Source organism: Streptomyces sp. TLI_053 (genome assembly GCF_900105395.1).
GTDB lineage: Bacteria > Actinomycetota > Actinomycetes > Streptomycetales > Streptomycetaceae > Kitasatospora.
In genome coordinates, this window is sequence record NZ_LT629775.1 from 5237042 (window position 1) to 5252053 (window position 15012).

The 15012-nt window shown below is 76.6% G+C and carries 12 protein-coding genes and 1 tRNA gene; 6 read left to right on the forward strand and 7 right to left on the reverse strand.

Translation table 11 applies throughout. The features are described from left to right. The first annotated feature begins 120 nt into the window (after positions 1-120). From BLU95_RS21255 to BLU95_RS21265, 3 genes are all read left to right on the forward strand, one after another. Complete coding sequence (locus tag BLU95_RS21255) at positions 121-846, forward strand: sensor domain-containing protein (protein WP_231977712.1); 726 nt, start codon at positions 121-123, stop codon at positions 844-846. Between the two features lie 297 nt (positions 847-1143). Further along, a complete protein-coding gene (locus BLU95_RS21260; RefSeq protein WP_159424963.1) occupies positions 1144-1872 on the forward strand; it encodes a hypothetical protein in 729 nt (242 codons plus the stop codon). Positions 1873-1913: 41 nt separating this feature from the next. After that, positions 1914-2363 carry a GNAT family N-acetyltransferase gene (locus BLU95_RS21265; protein ID WP_353653500.1) on the forward strand — a complete coding sequence of 150 codons (450 nt, stop codon included), beginning with the start codon at positions 1914-1916 and terminating at the stop codon, positions 2361-2363. Positions 2364-2389: 26 nt separating this feature from the next. On the opposite strand, the gene BLU95_RS21270 is transcribed toward BLU95_RS21265, so the two are convergent. The 7 genes from BLU95_RS21270 to BLU95_RS21300 all read right to left on the reverse strand — a co-directional run bounded on the left by BLU95_RS21270 (position 2390) and on the right by BLU95_RS21300 (position 10478). Beyond that, positions 2390-3571, reverse strand: coding sequence for a hypothetical protein (locus tag BLU95_RS21270; protein WP_159424964.1), 1182 nt, complete (start codon positions 3569-3571; stop codon positions 2390-2392). A 408-nt stretch (positions 3572-3979) separates the two neighbouring features. Then, positions 3980-4771 (reverse strand): hypothetical protein, encoded by a 792-nt coding sequence (locus BLU95_RS21275; RefSeq protein ID WP_093861429.1) that lies wholly within the window; start codon positions 4769-4771, stop codon positions 3980-3982. A 261-nt stretch (positions 4772-5032) separates the two neighbouring features. Further along, positions 5033-5106 (reverse strand) — tRNA-Met (locus tag BLU95_RS21280). A gap of 50 nt (positions 5107-5156) precedes the next feature. Then, entirely contained in the window at positions 5157-6557 is a 1401-nt protein-coding gene (locus BLU95_RS21285; protein ID WP_093861430.1) for a PrsW family intramembrane metalloprotease, read from the reverse strand. A gap of 126 nt (positions 6558-6683) precedes the next feature. Beyond that, the gene (gene trmB, locus BLU95_RS21290; protein WP_231977713.1) at positions 6684-7514 is read right to left on the reverse strand and encodes a tRNA (guanosine(46)-N7)-methyltransferase TrmB; all 831 of its coding nucleotides are present in this window, start codon (positions 7512-7514) and stop codon (positions 6684-6686) included. Between the two features lie 103 nt (positions 7515-7617). Continuing rightward, the gene (gene lhgD, locus BLU95_RS21295; RefSeq protein ID WP_093861431.1) at positions 7618-8856 is read right to left on the reverse strand and encodes an L-2-hydroxyglutarate dehydrogenase; all 1239 of its coding nucleotides are present in this window, start codon (positions 8854-8856) and stop codon (positions 7618-7620) included. A gap of 194 nt (positions 8857-9050) precedes the next feature. Further along, positions 9051-10478: an NsdA family TPR-like regulatory protein gene (locus BLU95_RS21300; RefSeq protein ID WP_030398588.1), complete on the reverse strand. Its 1428-nt coding sequence runs from the start codon at positions 10476-10478 to the stop codon at positions 9051-9053. Positions 10479-11205: 727 nt separating this feature from the next. Between BLU95_RS21300 and BLU95_RS45170 the strand changes: the two genes are divergently transcribed. The 3 genes from BLU95_RS45170 (at position 11206) to BLU95_RS21315 (ending at position 14989) form a co-directional block, all read left to right on the forward strand. Beyond that, the gene (locus tag BLU95_RS45170) at positions 11206-13506 is read left to right on the forward strand and encodes an asparagine synthase-related protein (RefSeq protein WP_093861432.1); all 2301 of its coding nucleotides are present in this window, start codon (positions 11206-11208) and stop codon (positions 13504-13506) included. Positions 13507-13683: 177 nt separating this feature from the next. Further along, complete coding sequence (locus tag BLU95_RS21310) at positions 13684-14205, forward strand: universal stress protein (protein WP_159424965.1); 522 nt, start codon at positions 13684-13686, stop codon at positions 14203-14205. Between the two features lie 79 nt (positions 14206-14284). Next, complete coding sequence (locus tag BLU95_RS21315) at positions 14285-14989, forward strand: DsbA family oxidoreductase (RefSeq protein WP_043467278.1); 705 nt, start codon at positions 14285-14287, stop codon at positions 14987-14989. The last annotated feature ends 23 nt before the right edge of the window (positions 14990-15012 follow it).

The following is a 15012-nucleotide window of genomic DNA, read 5'->3' on the forward strand; positions in this document are numbered from 1 at the left end:
CCCCCGGTTCGCCGGGGAGCCGGATGTCCGGCGGGCGCGGGTTTTGACAGGCTTCAGAGGTCGGCGGGAGACGCCCGACGAGCCCGAACCGCGACCGACCCGAGGGACCGTGACCCGGCCATGAGCACCCACACCATGCAGCGCAGCGAGTACGACGCGTACGACGGCGACACCGGGCACGGCGGCGCTCACCGCACCGAGGAGCCGCCGTACGCCTGGCGGGCCCCGTTCAGCTCCTACTTCTACCGGGAGGTCGGCTACACGCTGACCGGTCTGCCGGTGGCGATCGTCGGCTTCGTCACCGCCGTGACGCTGTTCTGCCTGGGCCTCGGCACCTTCGTGACGGTGCTCGGCCTGCCGGTCCTGGCCGGTCTGACCACCGCGGCCCGGGGCTTCGGGCGGCTGGAGCGGGCCCGGGTCCGCGGCCTGCTGGCCCTGGACGTCCCCGGCCCGAAGCCGGTGCGGGCGGTCCGGCCCGGCGCCTGGGGCGCGATCACCGCCCGGCTGGCGGACGGGGCCGGCTGGAAGGCCGTGCTGTACCAGGTGGTGATGTTCCCGTGGGCGATCCTCAGCATGGTGCTGTCGCTGGTCTTCCTCTGTGTCGGCTGGACGCTCGCGTTGTACCCCGCCTACCACTGGGTGTTCGCGCGCTGGACGGACTGGCCCGGTTACCGGCTCTACGACTTCACCACCGAGTCCGGCCACTACGAGTACTACATCCAGTCGCCGCTGCAGATCGCGGGCGTGAGCTTGATCGGCCTGCTGTTCGTCCTCGTCACCCCCCAGCTGGTGCGCGGCCTGACCAACGTCAACCGCCTCGCCGCCCGCGGCCTGCTCGGCCGCTGAACCGCTCCCGCGTCTCGGAGCACCGTTCCTGATCAGGCCCGAAGTGGATGCCGGGCGAAGTCGTTCCAGGTGCTTCTGCTGCCCCATCGCTCGCACGGAGCGAGGGGGCAGCTCTGGAAGCGGGGAGTGGGAAGTCGACCTCGCCGACTTCCCGCTCCGGGGCCGGTCGCCACCGCAGCAAGGGGGCACCGGCGCCCCCGAGCGACTTCCTGTGCCACACCTCCCCGGTCGGCCTGCCGATCCCCGGCCGGCCGTCTGCGGATGCGGCCCCCGGCGGGCCGTGTTCGGATGGCCGCGATGGCCGACCGAACCTCCCCCGCCCCGGCCGCCGCCCTGGTGACCTCCCGTCCGCTGGACGAGTACTGCGGCCTCTTCGGCCTCACCCGGGCCGCGCTCGCCGGCCTCCGGGGCCCGCTGCTCGACTGCCCCGGCGGCGCCGCCGCCCTGGCCGCCGAGGCCCGCACGCTCGGCTGCCGGGTCATCGCCACCGACCCGGTGTACGCCCGGCCCGCCGACGAGATCGCCGCCCGCGCGCTGGCCGCCCGGGCGGCCATGGCCGCCGCGATGGACGCCCGTCCCGAGCTCTACCCGCCCCGCCGCCACCGCCCGCCCGAGCGCTACCTGCGCAGCTGGGACCGGGCCCGGCGGCTGTTCGCGGCCGACCGCGCGGCCCACCCCGGGCAGTACGTCGCCGCCGCGCTGCCCCGGCTCCCGTTCGCGGACGGCACCTTCGCCCTCACCCTCAGCGGCTACCTGGTCTTCGCCTACCCCGCGCTCTTCGGGCCCGAGCGGCAGCTGGCCGCGCTGACCGAGCTGGTCCGGGTCACCGCGCCCGCCGGCGAGGTCCGGGTCCATCCGCTGTTCGACGGCACGGGCCGCCGGACCGGCCACCTCGACACCGTCCGGCACCTGCTCGGCGAGCGCCGGATCGCCAGCGAGATCCGGATCCTCCCGCCGGCCACCGAAGGCGCCCGCCCGCGCCGGATGCTCGTGCTGCGCCGGGCCGGCCGGTCGGTCCAGCATTAAGTAATGGTTGAAAAGGCTTTTCAGTCCTATACTCGGAGCCCGTGACCGAGATCCTGATCATGCCGGCCGCGGCCACGGACGCCGACCGGCTCACCGCCCTGATCCAGCACTGCTCCGCCTACCGGGGGGCGTACGCGCCGATGATCGCCGGGTACCGGGTGACGCCCGAGTACCTCGCCCGGCACGAGGTCCACCTCGCCGTGCGCGCCACCGACGACCACCTGCTCGGCTTCTACGCGCTGGTCACCGAGCCGGCGGACCTCGACCTGATGTTCGTCGCCGACGAGGCGCAGGGCCTGGGCATCGGTCGCCTGCTGATCACCCACATGCTCGACCGGGCCCGCGCCCTCGGTCTCACCGGCGGCGTCAAGGTCGTCTCGCACCCGCCCGCCGAGGCCTTCTACCTGCGGATGGGCGCCGAGCGGGTCGGTACCTTCCCGGCCCGGCCCCCGATCGGATGGGACCGGCCCGAACTCCGCTTCGCGCTCTGAGACCCGGCCCCGTCGGCCGGGGCTCGTCAGCCCCGGGGCTCCGAGGCGGCTGCGGCAGGAGCGGCCGCGGCAGGGGCGTCCGCCCCGACTGCCCCGACCGCCCCGACCGCCCCGTCCGCCGCGGCCCCGTCCGCGGTCGGCCCGCCCTGCTGCTGCGGCAGGAACACCACCGGCTCCAGCCGGGAGAGGATCTTCTCGGCCAGCCAGCTGCGGTCCGAGCCGTACGGGATCCCGTCCGGCGCCATCAGCCGGCCCGCCACCGCCTCCCGCAGCCGCGGGGTCTCCTCGGCCGGCAGCCGGGACAGCAGCCCGCGCGCCGCCAGCAGCGCGTGGTACTGCTCGAAGCCGGACCGCGGGTGCTCGATCGCTTCCAGCACGCTCGGCAGGTCGCCCAGCGCAGGATCGCCCTGCATCAGCGCCAGCGCCTGGACCCGCCGCCCCTCCGAGCCGTCCGCGAACAGGTCCCGTACCTGCGCGGCCGTCAGCGCCGACCGCCGGGCGGTCGACCGGACCTCGGCCACCACCCCTTCCGGCCCGCCCGCGGGGTCGGTCGGCAGCATCGACCCGGGCAGGTCGTCGGGCTTGCCGGTACTGGTGCCCACCAGGCCCAGGTGCTGCATCGCCCGCATCCGCAGGTCGTCCGCGCCGACCCGGTCGCCCTTGCGGTCCCGGTCCTGCCCGGCCAGGAAGAGGTCCAGCGCCCGGTCCGCGTCCGAGAGCACCCGGGGCAGCGCCAGCCGGGTCAGCAGCCAGCCGGCCAGGAAGCCGAGCAGCACGAAGTAGAGGACGAGCGCGGCGGCGAACGGCGAGGCGTCCGCGCCCCCGCCCAGGACCGGAGCGAGGGTCGAGCCGAGCTGGTCGAGCCGTTCGCCGATCGAGCCGAGCTGGGTCAGGCCCACGCCCAGCAGCACCTTGGTGAGCCAGTCCGAGACCTGTTCGAGGTTGGTGTTGGGCGCGTAGGAGCCGTGCGGTTCGGCGCCCGCCGCGCCGGCGCGCACCCGGGGCACCCCGAACAGGAACCCCAGTGCCCCGCCGACCAGGGTCGCCGCGCAGGCCACCACCAGTCCGCCGCCCAGGGCCTGCCACGGATGCGGCCGCCCCAGCGAGAACAGTGCCAGCCCCAGCAGGCCCACGCCCGGGAGCGCTCCCGCCGCGGCCCGTCGAGCCGTCCGCACCGCCGCCGTACCGCCGGTCCGCCGTGTCGCCATCCGCCCGCACCCCCAGTGCCCGCAACCCCGCCCCTGCGGAGCGCGCGCCGACTCTAGGCGCCGGCTCCCTGCCGGGGCCAGCCGACTCCTAGCGGGGATGCCCGCCGGACGGTCGCGGAAACCCGGGCCGGGAACGCGGACGGCCCGCAGGCTGCTCCTCGGTGCCCGACCCGCGAGGGGCCTGGTGCCGAGGCACCGTGGATGTACCGGTGAGCCTGCGGGCCGGGTGACTGCTGGGAATTTCGCCTGCCGGGGACCGTGGGTCCCACCCTGCACAGGCAAGGGCGGCTCTAGCGAGCAGCCACCTCACACATCCTGATGGAACTCAACTCAGGATCACCTCCTTTCAGTGTGCCGCCACTCTAGGCAGCGCCCCGGAGGGAGGGCAACGGATTTATCGCCGCCGGATCAGGCGGCCTGCACCTTGTCCTTGAACAGCGAGTAGTCGATCACCTGGTCGGCCGGCGGGGCCTGGACGGTCAGCGCCTTGTCGATGTCGGTGAAGTCCATCTGACCGCCGCCCTTGCCGCTCTTCTCGATCCGCAGCGGGTACGGCTTGCCCTCGGTGGCGACGTGGAGGGTGACCTCGCCGCCGGAGCTGTTCTGCGACTTGACGCTGAAGGTCTTCGCACCGTTGACGGTGCCGGCCGAGCCCTTGGTGATGTTGGTGGCCTTGCTGTCGTCGCCGGCGCCGAAGGTCTTGGTGAGCTCCTTCAGGTTGCAGGCGGTGGTGAGCTCCTTCATCTCCGGGTCGTTCTGCGCGCCGCCGATCCAGCGGCCCTTGAGGAGCTCGACGGCCTGCGGGTTCTTCCCCTCGGTGGCGCTGGTCAGGAACGCCGTGTCGGGCTTCAGCCAGACCTGCTTGCCGTCGCCGAGGAGCTCGAACTTGCCCGCCCCCGGCAGGCTCAGGGTGCCCTTGCACTGGCCCTTGGTGTCCACCGCCAGGTCGACGGAGATCTGCTCGGCGTCCTTGTTGACGGTGCCCACGACCTTGACCGAGCCGGCGCCGGCCAGGGCGTCCTTGGCCTGCTTCTGGATCTCCTCGGCGGTGAGCTTCTCGGTGTCCAGCCCGGGCGCGGCGGCGGTCCTGCCGGCAGCGGCGCCGTCGGCGGCGGGCTTGTCGTTGTCGCCGCAGGCGGTCGCCCCGGCCACGAGCAGCAGGCCGATCGCGGTGGTGCTGGCAAGGCGCTTCGACAGCATGAGTGTGTGTCCTAACTCGGCGCGACGGTCCGCGCCCACTTGAATCGTCTTTCCGCTCAGTATGATCGTCGGCCCCGACGGGCCGATCTTGTCCCGGGCGCTGTTACCGCCCCGTGGCAGGACCGTGGCGCGGACCGGACGCCCGCCCTCCGGACCGGGCCGCCGCCGGGCCGCCCGTGCGCCCGGGCGGCGGAACGCACCTGTGCCGGGGAACGACGAAGGCCCGGAGGACGAGTCCTCCGGGCCTTCGGTGCTACTGAGTAGCGGGGACAGGATTTGAACCTGCGACCTCTGGGTTATGAGCCCAGCGAGCTACCGAGCTGCTCCACCCCGCGTCGGTGAACACAACAATACGGGGAGATCGCCCGGATGGGAAATCCGTTCCTCACGGGCCCCCGGCCGGCCCCCCGGGCCACCCGCAGAGCCGGGCCGCCAAGCGCCGCGCGAGCCGGGCGAGGGTGGGCACGCCGGGCGGGGCCGCCGGCCCCGCCCGGCCGGGGTGCCGGGCGGCCCGGGCCCTGGCCCAGGCGGAGAAGCAGACCAGCGCCGCGAAGCAGGGCACCATCAGCACCGCGTAGACCAGCAGGAAGCCGTGGGTGCCGAGGTCGGCGGCGGCGTTCCAGGTCCCGTGCAGGGCCATCGACAGCAGCAGCCCGGTCGGCGCCGCGAGCCGGGCCAGCCGGCGGCGCCCGGTGGTGAGGGTGATCGCCAGGCCGAGCCCGGTCAGCGCGGTGAACAGCGGATGGGCGAACGGCGAGAGCAGGCCGCGCAGGACGAAGGTCTGCACGGTGCCGTCGAAGTCCCGCAGGCTGGGCGACTCGCCGAGGCCGATGCTGTCCAGCCGCTGCTGCTGGTCGTCGGTGAACGCCCGCCCCAGGTAGAGCGCGTTCTCGGTGAAGGCGAAGCCGCAGGCGGTGATCCCGCCGAGGACCACCCCGGCGGCCAGGGTGCGCGGACGGGACCGGGCCCGCCGGTGGCCGGCCGGCGGCGGCCTTCCGCCGGGGGCCGAGGCGGCCGCGGCCGACGGGCGCGGGCGCAGCCGCAGCCGGCCGCGGGCGTGCGGCCCGACCGGGCGGCGCTCGTACCCGCGCGGCTGCCGGGGGCCCGGCAGCCGGCGCAGCAGGTCGGCGCAGGGGCGGCCGCCCGGTCCGGCGGCGCAGCGCGGCCGCCGGCCGATCGGCAGCAGCAGGACGAGCAGGGCGGCGCCCTTGGCGCTCTCCTCGATCACCGGGGTGACCAGGTCGGCGCCCAGGGCCTCGCCGAGGCTGCCCTGGTGGGTGCTGAGATAGGTGCTGGTCCAGCCGTTGGCGAGGATGGCCACGGTGGTGGCGGCGCAGGCGCCCCAGCCGAGGCAGAACACGGTGTGCCGCAGCGGCACCCGGGCGGTCTGGTTGAGCCAGGCGAGCCCGCCGAGCACGAAGGGCAGCGGGACCATCGCCAGCCCGAGGCCGACCAGCAGTCCGGCGGTGCCGGTCTGGCGGCGGACCAGGTGGAGGATCAGCACCCCGCAGCCGGCCAGGGTCAGCACGGCCGTCGCGGTCACCGCGGAGAAGGCGGCCGGACGCAGCGCGCGGCGGCCGGCGGGGGCCGGTCCGGGCGTGGCGGGGCCGTTCCGGTGCGGGCCGGCGTCCCGGGGGCCGGCACGGCCGGGCCGGGGCAGGAGCAGCCGGGCCCGGCGCCTGCGCTGCCCCGGGACGGTCCGGAGGTCGGCGGTGGGCGTGGGCGTCTCTCGGTCGTCGGCGGCCCGCACGGTGAGGTGGTACCCATCGCCGGACGGGGTGCTCACCCGGCACAGGGTAGGCCAAGGCGCCGGGCGGCCGGGCGGAGTCGGGGGGAACCGTCCGCCGCGGCCGCGCCCGGCGGCGGCGCCGGGGCCCGTGCGGGCGCGCCGGGTCGAACGCCCGGCGTGCCGTCAGCGGCGGCGGAACAGCAGGTCGTGCACCACGTGGCCCTTGGCGATGCCGGCCCGTTCGAACTTGGTGACCGGGCGCCAGTCCGGTCGCGGCGCGTAACCGGGGACGGAGCCGTCCGGGTGGTCCGCCGGTTCGGTCCAGCCGGTGCCGTCACCCTCGGGGTGGAGGTTCTCCAGTTCCGGGGAGGCGGAGAGCACGGCGAGCATCTGCTCGGCGTAGGGCTCCCAGTCGGTGGCGCAGTGCACCAGTGCGCCGGGTGCCAGCCGGGGGAGGACCAGATCCAGGAAGGACGGCTGGACCAGCCGCCGCTTGTGGTGCTTGGGCTTGGGCCACGGGTCGGCGAAGTAGACCCGCAGACCGGCCAGCGAGGCGTCCTGGAGCATGTCGCGCAGCAGGATCACGGCGTCGCCGGCGGCGGGGCGGACGTTGGTGCTGCCGTCGCGCTCCAGCAGGCCGAGCAGGTTGCCGTGGCCGGGGGTGTGGACGTCGGCGGCCAGGATGCCCATGGCGGGGTCGGCGGCGGCCATCGCGGCGGTGGTCTCGCCCATGCCGAAGCCGATCTCCAGGGTGACCGGCAGGCCGTCGAAGAGCGCGGGCAGGTCGAGCGGGGTGCCGTCGATCGCGATGCCGTAGGTCTCCCAGCTCCGGTCCAGCGCGCCCGCCTGGGCGTTGGTCATCCGGCCCCGGCGCGGCTGGAAGCTGCGGATGCGCCGCTCGCTGTGCTGGGCCTCGGTGGCCTTGTGCGGGTACATCGGCGCCGGGTAGGCGGCGGGGGCCGCGGAGAGCCGGACGGAGGGCGAGGGCTGGGGGATCGGGGCGGTGGCAGTCACAATCAACCGAGTCTACGGGGCCGCCGGGCGGGGGCCGAGGGGGCTGTGACGGGCCCCACGTCCGCCCCCGTCGCAGCCCCGGCCGGCCCCTCGGGGTCCGTCCTCACCGTCCGCCCGCGTCCAGTGCGGCGAGCGCCCGGCGGGCCACCTCCCGGCCGATCGGCAGCGAGGCCGTCGCCGCCGGGGAGGGCGCGTTCAGCACGTGCACCAGGCGGCGGGCGGAGCGCGGGTCGTCGGGGTCGAAGCCGGCGAAGGCGAAGTCGTCCAGCAGCGAGCCGTCCCGGGCGACCGCCTGGGCGCGGACCCCGGCGGTGGCCCGGACCAGGTCGGCGGGGACGACGGCGGGCAGCAGCCGCTGGACGGCCGAGGTGAAGGCCCGCTTGGACAGCGAGCGGTGCAGCTCGCCCACCTCGTAGCGCCAGTGCCGCCGGGCGATGCGCCAGGTGCCGGGGAAGGCCGCGGTGCCGGCCAGGTCGCGGGGGCGGACGGTCCGCCAGTCGTAGCCCTCGCGGGCGAGCGCGGGCACCGCGTTCGGGCCGACGTGCACGTCGCCGTGCACGCCCCGGGTCAGGTGGACGCCCAGGAACGGGAACGCCGGGTCGGGCACGGGGTAGACCAGTCCGCGGACGAGTTCCCGGCGCTCCTTGACCAGTTCGTAGTACTCGCCGCGGAACGGCACGATCCGCAGGCCGGGGTCGTCGCCCGCGAGCCGGGCGATCCGGTCGCTGTGCAGGCCGGCGCAGTTCACCAGGACCTGGCAGCGGAGCTCCCCGGCCGAGGTCTGCACGGTGACGCCGTCGGCCCGGCGGGCGATCGCGCGCAGCTCGGTGCCGGTGCGGACGTCCGCCCCGGCCTCGCGGGCGAGACGTGCGTACGTGGCGGCGACGGCGGGGAAGTCGCAGATGCCGGTGCTCCCGATGTGCAGGCCGGCGACACCGGTGACCTGCGGCTCGTACTCGGCGATGCCCCGGCGGTCCAGCTCGGTGACCGGGATGCCGTTGGCCCGGCCGCGTTCGGCGAGCGCGCGCAGCCGGTCGAGTTCGGCCGGCCCGGTGGCGACGATCAGTTTGCCGGTGACCTCGTGCGGGATGCCGTGGGTGCGGCAGAACTCCACCATCTCGGCGGCGCCGGCCACCGCGTACCGGGCCTTGAGCGAGCCGGGGCGGTAGTAGACGCCGCTGTGGATCACCCCGCTGTTGCGGCCGGTCTGGTGGGCAGCCAGGCCGGGTTCCTTCTCCAGCACGGTGAGCCGGAGTCCGGGGCGGGCCCCGGTCAGCGCGTGGGCCGTGGCCAGCCCGACGATCCCGCCCCCCACCACCAGCACGTCGACGTCGTACCGCACGGCCCGCTCCTCGCCTCGTCCGACCGCCCCCGTCCGTCCGCGATGCTGCCACGACGGCGGGGGCCGGTCGAGGGGGCCGGGGGCGTTTCGTCCGGGCCCGCGCGGCACCCGTCCGAGCTTCGCCGGGGGCCGTCCGGCGAGTCGTCCGGCAGCGGTCCGGCGGCGGTCCGGGGCCTGGCGGAGGCGGCCGCCGGTCAGGCCGGGGCGACGATCACCGCGCGGGCGCGTTCGGTCAGGTCGCGGACCCGGCGCTCGCCCTGGAAGGGCTCCAGCCGGCGCAGCATCTCCACCACGTACTCGCGGCTGCGCTGGGAGGAGATCCGCCCGGCCACGTCGACGGCGCGCTCGCCGGCCGCGACCGCCGCGTCCAGGTTGCCCGCCTCGGCCTCGGCCATCGCGGAGACCACCAGCCGCAGACCGTGCGAGCGCACGAAGCCCTCGGTGGGGCGGGCCAGCGCCTCCCGGGTGAACTGGCGGACCTTGGAGGGCACCCCGAGGTCGCGGAAGCACTCGGCGGCGTCCGCGGCGAGGCGGTCGTAGGCGTAGAAGTCGATCCACGCCGGATCGGGATCCCCGGCGCGCGCGCGTTCGAGCGCGCTCTCCGCGGCCCCGAGCGCCGTCGCGCACGCCGCCGCGTTCCGGGCCTTGGCCTGGGCCCGGGCCTCGACCAGGTGGAAGAAGCTCATCGTCCGGGCGGTGGCCAGGCCCCGGTTGCGCTCCAGCGCGGCCTGGGCGAGGTCGACGGCCTCCTCGGCGAAGCCCCGGTAGCCGGCCTGCAGGCTCATCGAGGCCAGCACGTAGCCCCCGAGCGGGACGTCCGCGGCGGCCCGGGCGAGCCGCAGGGCCTGGATGTAGTAGCGCTGGGCGGCCTCGTGCTGGCCGGTGTCGAAGGCCATCCACCCGGCCAGCCGGGTGAGTTCGGCCGTGGCGCCGAACAGCGCCCGGCCCACCGCGTCGCTGTACGAGGCGAGCAGCAGCGGCGCCGCCTCGACCCGCAGGCACTCCGGCACCATCGACGAACGCCAGTCCCCGCCGCCGTACTTGGAGTCCCAGCGGCGCGCCTCCTGGGCGGCCTCGCGGAGCTTGGCGGCGTCCGAGTGGCCGACCCGGTACGAGCCCGACTCGGCCGGGGCACGCGGCAGTTCGCGGGCCACCGAGCCGTCGGCGGGGTTGATCAGCCAGCGCGAGACCGGGGTCGCGTAGGCGGCGACCGAGAAGGTGCCGGCCAGGCTGTCGCTCCAGCGGCCGCCGCCGGGGCCGCGGCGCAGGTCGAGGTCGACCCGCCAGAGGTCGGTGGCGGACCGGACGGCGTCGGGGACCTCGCGCGGGAAGGCCAGGCCGAGTTCGGGCGCCGGGTCGGTGTCGCCGAGGCCGATCTCCTCCAGCGGCACGGGCCGGCCGAGCTTGCCGCCGATCGCGGTGGCGATCAGGTGCGGCACGGGGCCCTGCGGCACCATGCCCTTGCTGACCCAGCGGGCCACCGAGGTCTTGTCGTAGCGGAGCGTCAACCCGCGCTGGGCGCCGAGGTCGTTGACCCGGCGGGCCAGACCCGCGTTGCTGATCTGCGCCAGGGTCAGGAGCGTGCCGAGCCGTTCGTTCGGTCCTCGTGGGCTGACGGTCATGGTGGCGGCGGCACCTCCTGCGGCCTTGTGCGCGGGGCCCGGGCGGCACCGGGCCGAAGCTGCTGTACCTAGAGTAGTCGGACGCGTTCCGAGGGTTAAGAGGCCGCATTCCGGATGGCGGGATCGCGCGCCCGGAACCGGGCGGCGGGGCGGCCGCGAAGTTGGCCGGGACCGCCGGGATCCGGCCGCCCGGCGGTCTCCCGGCGGTGCGCCGGAGTGCCGTGCTCCGGTCCCGTGTCGATGTGCGCCCGGCCGTGCCCCCTGGCCCGACCGGCTGGTCGGCGATTCGCTGGTGGTCGTGGGTCGGCCCGCCGTCGAGGACCCGGCGGGCCGGGGGAAGCCGCCGCCTTCATCCCCGCGGGCGGCGGCGACGTCCGGGAGGGCATGCGGATGCCCTCCCGGGCCGAGCGACGCCTTTCGGCCATCTCGCGATGGCCATGACAGGGCGCCCGCGGAGCGGTCCGGGCCGGGGAGGGGAAGGCCCGGGCCGCTCCGGCGGAAGGTCTCGTCCGGGTGTTCGAAACCCCGTGCCGTCACCGCCGTCCGCCCGGCGGTGGTCCCGCGCGGACCGGCCCTGCGGCAACGGCCCCCCGCGCGCGCACCGGAAACGACAACTCCGGTCACCGGACGCACAACCGGTGGCACCATGTCCTCTGACGGCGCGCCGGACGCGGGCCGCGGATCCGGACCCGCCGAGCGGCGCAGGTCCTCGTCCGGTGGAGGCGCGATGCGGTGGCTGACGGGCTGGTGCACGGGCGCGCCCCGGCCCGGCGCACCGGCGCACGAGCCGCCCGGCGCCGTGGCCCCGATCGCCGCGCGCGTCCTGTGGACCGGTCCCGACCCGCTCTGGGCGGTCGGCGACTGGCGGCCCGAGGAGATCCGGCTGGCCGTCCTGCGGCCCGGGGCCGCCGCCGTGGTCACCACCGGAGCGACCGCCCCCGACCCCTTCGAGGCGAACCCCGCCACCCTCCGGCTCGCCGTGCTCGGCCACTGCGGCGCCACCGACGCCGAACTCGCCGCCGGCCTGGCCGCCGCGCGCGGCGGAGCCGTCCGCCACCTCACCGGCTGGCCCGGCAGCTACACCGCGGTACTGCGCAGCGGCACCCGTTCCACCGTGCTGCTCACCGACCTGGCCGGGGCCCGGCCGGTTTTCCACACCCCGTGGGGCGACGGCACCGCGTACGCCACGGCGGCCCTGCCGCTCGCCGACCTGGTCGGGGCGCCGCTGGACACCGGCCACCTGGCCGCCCGGCTCGCCTGCCCGGAGGCGCCCGAGGCGCTCGGCACCGGGACCCCGTACCTCGGGGTGCGGCGGGTGCCGCCCGGGCACGCGCTCGCGGTCCGCGGCGGACGGCCGTACCTCACCGGGTACGACGGGCCGGGTGCCGAGGGGGTGCCGGGGCGCGGCGAGGCGGCGGCGGTCCGGGAGCTGACCCGGGCGCTGCTGGAGTCGATCCGGTTCCGGGTCCGCACCAGTCCGGCCGGTCCGGTCGCGCTGCCGGCCGGTCCGTCCGGGCGGGCCAGGCTCGGGGTCGACCTCTCCTACGGGACGGCCTCCGCCACGGTCGCGCTGCTCGCCGCCGCGGTGCCGCCCGCCGCCGGGCCGGCCGGAGCGGGGGCGCCCTACCCGTCCGGGCCGTACCGGGCCGTACCGACGGGGACGGGAGCGCTGCCCGAGGAGTCCCGGCCCGAAGCCCCGACCGGGCCCGAGGCCCCGCCCCCGTCCGGATCCGCGTCCGGACCCGGACCCGGGCCCGCCGGACCCGCCCGGACCGGGGCGGTGAAGGGCTCCTGGGCCCGCACCGCCGCCCGGCCGCGCACCGCGTCCGAACCCGTCGCCGCCGTCACCTTCGGCGAGACCACCGGGGCCGGGACCGCCCCGGCCGTCCCGGCGCTCGCCCCGGACGTCCCGCGCCTGCGCCACACCGTGCTCGCCCCCGGCCCCGACACCCTCCCGTACGCGGACCTGCGCGCCGACCCGACCGCCGGTCCGCTCACCGACGAGCCCGGGCCCGAACTGGTCACCGCGGCCTGGGCCGAGGCCCGGTTCGGGGCGGGCGGCACCGACCACCTCACCGGCCACGGCGCCCGGCAGGTCCTGGACGGGCACCCGGCCCGGCTGGCCGACCTGGTCCGGGCCGGCCGCTCCCGCGAACTGCTCTCCCCGGTGGCCGCACTGGCGGGCGCCGACCGGGCGGCCGCCGGCGTCCTGACCGGCGCGCTGCGGACCCCGCTCACCGTGCTGCGCGCCGCCCACCGGCTGGCCCGGATCCGCTACCCGGACGCGCTCGACGACGCCGCCGTGCGGCTGACCCTCCGCCGGACGCCCGACGGCGCCGGCACGGCCGGAGCGCGCTCGGCGGACGACCTCGCCTGGGTGGTCCCCGGGCCCGCGGCCCGCTGGCTGTCCGACGAGGCGCTCTCCGCGGTCGCGCTGCGGCTGCGGCTGGCGGCGCGCGAACCGGCGCCCGGGGACAACCCCGGCGCGTACCGGGCACGGCACGCCCTGCACCGGCACGCACGCGGCTTCCGCACGCTGGTGCACGCCACCGAACAACCTGGTCAGCGCCTGCACGCGCCCTTCCTGGACAACCAGGTGGTACGGGCCGCCCGGCTGCTCCCGGACGAGGTCCGGCTCCAGCCCGGCGCCCGGCACGCGCTGCTGCACGCCGTGCTGGCCGGTGCCGGGCGCACCGACCTGCCGCCCGACTGGGGCCGCGGCCCGCGCCCCGACCGGGCCGGTACCGTCCGGGCGGGTCTGCGGCTCGCCGCGGACGGCCTGGCCGAACTCTTCGACGCGCCGCTGCTCGCCGAGGCCGGGCTGATCGACCTGCCCGCCGTCCGGGCCGCGCTGGACCGCGCCGCCGACCCCGCGGCCCCGCTGCCGCCGGCCGCCCTGGCCGGCCTCGCCGACCTGGTCGCCACCGAGCTCTGGCTCCGCCGGGTCCGGGCCCGCCGCCACGGCGCCTGCTGGACCGGCCTCCCGCACCCCGTACACCCCGCGCTGTCCCCGCCCCGCTTCTCCTGACCGCGCGCCCGCCCCGCCCGGGCTTCCGCCCGCCGGCCCGACCCGCGCGCCCGCCCGGCCCCGCTCCCGGTGCTCCCTCGGCCCCCGGCGCGGCTCGGGCACGGGGCGGCACCGGGCGGCGATCATGGCGGACGTCCCGTCCGTCCCCGTTTCCCCTTCCCCCGCCCGGAGGCCGTGGTGACCAGTGCCGGTCCCGACCAGTCCGTCCCCGTCGTGCTCTCGGTGCTCGGGCGGCTCCCGACGAACCGTCCGCCCGGGGTGCTCGCGGCCTGCGACGGCTCGGACGGCTCGCTCTGGGCCCTGGACCGGGCGATGACCGAGGCCGAGGCCCACGACCTGCCGCTGTACGTGCTCGCCGTCGTCAACCCGGCGCCCACCGGCTACCCGCCGGGGATGGCCGAACTGGTCCAGGAGAGCGTGGAGACCCTGGTCGAGTCGATGGCGGACGGCCTGCGCCGGGCGGTGGGCGCCGTCCAGCGGGCCCGCGCCCACCCCTGTACCGCCGAGATGTCGCTGCACGTGGTGCTCGGCAACGTGATCGAGGTCCTGCTCGCCGCCTCGGCCCGGCAGCACACCGTGGTGGCCGGTACCCGGGGCAACGGCGGCTTCGCCCGGCTCCTGCTGGGCTCGGTCAGTGGTGCCCTGGTCCACCACGCGGCCTGCCCGGTCCTGGTCGTCCCCGCGCCTCCGGAGGGCTGAGCACGCGCCGGGAATGTCCCGAGATGGTTCATCGTTCACCCGTCTCGGACCCGTCCCCACCCCCTCTGGAGCCCCCGTCATGAAGGTCGAGATCTACTCCGACATCGCCTGCCCCTGGTGCTACATCGGCAAGCGCCGCTTCGAGCAGGCGCTCGAGGGCTTCGCGGGCAAGGAGAACGTCGAGGTGGTCTACCGGCCGTACCAGCTGGTGCCGGACGCCCCGGCCACGGCGAGTCCGCACCGGGAGTGGCTGGCCGAGCGCTACGGACCGCAGTCCGTCGCGATGGACGCCCGGGTCGCCGAGCTGGGCCGGGCGGAGGGCATCGGCTACGACTTCGACGCCGCCCTGCACGCCAACACCTTCCTCGGCCACCGGCTGCTGCACCTCGCCGAGACCGAGTACGGCGCGGCCGCCCAGGGCCGGCTCAAGGAGGCCCTGCTCAAGGCGCACTTCAGCGACGGCGTGGACGTCGGCGACCGCACCGCGCTCACCGAGGTCGCCGTCGGCGCGGGCCTGGACCGCGACCGGGTGACGGCCTACCTGGCCGGCGAGGAGGGCGCCGCCGAGGTGCGCGCCCAGCTGGCCGAGGCCCGCGAGATCGGCATCACCGCGGTGCCGACCTTCGTCTTCGAGGGCAAGTGGGCCGTCCAGGGCGGCCAGGAGGCCGAGACCTTCCGCCAGGTGCTGGAGCAGGTCGCCACCGAGATCGGCGAGCGCCGCCCGGCCCCGGTGCAGGTCGCCCCGGCCGGCGAGGCGTGTGCGGACGGCTCCTGCGCCGTCTGATCCGGCGGTCCGCCCCGTGCCGG